We start from the raw sequence: 1,613 nt of genomic DNA, 5'->3' as shown, positions 1-1,613 counted from the left end.
GGGGACATGTCGCAGTTGAAGTGTTGATCTGGGTTGTCTGGCCCGAGGTAGGGGCCGCCGGCGCTACAGGCTGATAGGAGCAGGAGGCCGGTGAGCGCTGACGTTTCATAAGGGGCCTTGACTGGCCCAATTTTATGAAGCTCTGAAGCCGTCCTTGCCATTTGCCAAGCGCCACTCTTTGACAATTCGAACAATTTGCTCTGGCTTTCCTAATTCAGCCGTTTCTGGCCAGAAAATTAGATCAGTCCCCAGCGGGTGTTCGGTAATGTTTTCAAAATGATCCAGTAATGGGTCCAGTATTTCATCAGGGCTGGATCCGTTTGTCTCGAATATTAATTTTAAAAAGTCGAGGAACTCTGATTCAGTATAGTCAGAGATTTTGCTTTTCTCTTTCATGGCTGCTCTCCGTAATGAATTTGTAAGTGAGCTTTTGGCGTTCAGCTTCAGCCCTCTGCTGAGCTTCTTTTGCTCTGCGTTCAGCCTCGGTTTTTTGGCGCGCGAGCTCTTCGGCTTTGCGCGCTGCGTCCGCTTTTTGCTGAGCCAACTCTTTGGCTTTGCGTTCAGCTTCTGCTTTTTTGCGAGCCGCTTCCTGCGCGTTGGCGGCGGTTCGCTGTTGCTCCACTCGTTTTGCACGGGCATTCAGTCCGGAAAATGCCGTCAGTGTGTCGTTCAGTATCCGAGCAGACTCTTTGTTGAGCAGTGACTTGTGATAGTCGAGCCAACGTGGCCCGACACCTTTGAGCTGTTGATGTTGGATCAGGCTATCAAGTGCTTCCAGCTCAGCGCTTGTCAGAGGGGCCTTAATGTTGGGATTGGCCTTGAGATAAGGGGTTATCGCTTTAGCCCTATTAGCAGCCAACGTCCGTAGTGCTTGTTCATAGTAGGCCAACGTTTGTACCGAGTTTTGTTGGCTTGCCTTCGGAGATGCCCTCAGTAAATCATTTTGTAAGAAGCCAGGGAGGGCCTGGAAATAAAATATTTGTTCGATCCGGATGGCGTTGGCTTTTTCATCGAGGGTTTTTATTGTTAGGGCGTAATCAAGTTGGGCAAGATTTTCAGTGGTTTCCAACGCTTTCGCTGTGGCATGAAGGTGCGGGCGGATGGCTTCGAATATTCGGTCAATTATTTTTCGCTCATGGGCGGATTGTAAAGAGGTTTCGTATCCCAAGAATGCCGCATCTAGTTTGTTTTTCTTCAGGAGCTTCGTGCCTTTGGAAATAAAATAGATTGGGGGTTTGTAGAAGATGTTGCTACCCCAGAATGAAAGCTCTCTTTCAAGGTGGGTGGGGACTGAACGAAGGCCCACGTAGGGGAGAGTGGCAAGGGTCTGATATAGAGGCCTTCATCTAGATAATAAGTGCTTCCGATTTTTTGTGGGGCCATGAGCCTCTCCAAGTTGAACGGTCATGGAGATTATTGAGAATTGGCTGAGAGGATTCTGTCGCGTATATAGCAGGGCTGTGAACGAAGGCGCGGTAAGCGCCGTAGGAGCACGTTGTAGGATTCATATGTACCTTCTAACTATGGAACTACACCCTGGGGAAAAATTTTCCATACGATGTGCCGCTGGACGCGGACCTGGTGATCGATACCCAGACCACCAGCGTTGAAGA

Annotated in this window: 2 protein-coding genes and 1 pseudogene; 1 reads left to right on the top strand and 2 read right to left on the bottom strand. The window is 49.5% G+C overall.

Annotated elements, in window-relative coordinates:
* Positions 1-132: 132 nt before the first annotated feature.
* Positions 133-396 (bottom strand): bacteriocin immunity protein, encoded by a 264-nt coding sequence (locus tag BLS27_RS23515; protein WP_043207449.1) that lies wholly within the window; start codon positions 394-396, stop codon positions 133-135.
* Positions 371-1,168 carry a hypothetical protein gene (locus BLS27_RS23750; RefSeq protein ID WP_139205781.1) on the bottom strand — a complete coding sequence of 266 codons (798 nt, stop codon included), beginning with the start codon at positions 1,166-1,168 and terminating at the stop codon, positions 371-373. The genes BLS27_RS23515 and BLS27_RS23750 overlap by 26 nt, the downstream gene beginning before the upstream one ends.
* 371 nt (positions 1,169-1,539) lie before the next feature.
* On the opposite strand from BLS27_RS23750, the pseudogene BLS27_RS24365 reads away from it, so the two are divergent.
* Positions 1,540-1,613 (top strand): annotated as a pseudogene (locus BLS27_RS24365) (hypothetical protein); the annotation flags it as partial.

Source organism: Pseudomonas guariconensis (assembly GCF_900102675.1).
Classification (GTDB): Bacteria; Pseudomonadota; Gammaproteobacteria; order Pseudomonadales; family Pseudomonadaceae; genus Aquipseudomonas; species Aquipseudomonas guariconensis.
This window is presented reverse-complemented; position numbering and strand designations above follow the sequence as displayed.